Source organism: Streptomyces sp. WAC06614, from assembly GCF_003949795.1.
Lineage (GTDB): Bacteria > Actinomycetota > Actinomycetes > Streptomycetales > Streptomycetaceae > Streptomyces.
In genome coordinates, this window is record NZ_RPRY01000797.1 from 1 (window position 1) to 368 (window position 368).

A 368-nucleotide genomic window follows, 5' to 3' on the forward strand; every position below is an offset into this window, starting at 1 on the left:
GCCAGGCCTGTTGCCGACCGACCTGGTCCGCCGGCGCCGACGCGGGCCAGTAGGCCAGGTACTGCGCCAGGAAGGCGCTCGTGCGGTGGACGAACGCCGTGGCGCCGGCCGGCACCCGGTTCAGGGCGGGCCAGGTTGGCGCCGTAGTACGCCGTGCGCCAGTCGGCGAGGCGGGGATCGGCGTAGTTCTGGTAGGCGCTGCCGCCCGCCCAGGGCCGCAGTCGCTGCCACAGGCCGTCCAGCCAGGCCTGTTGCCGACCGACCTGGTCCGCCGGCGCCGACGCGGGCCAGTAGGCCAGGTACTGCGCCAGGAAGGCGCTCGTGCGGTGGACGAACGCCGTGGCGCCGGCCGGCACCCGGTTCAGGGC

The 368-nt window shown here is 75.8% G+C and carries 1 protein-coding gene; it reads right to left on the reverse strand.

Annotation, left to right across the window (positions count from 1 at the left end):
* Positions 1-368 (reverse strand): BBE domain-containing protein (locus tag EF918_RS38890; RefSeq protein WP_260611036.1); only part of this gene is annotated, 368 nt, incomplete at both ends.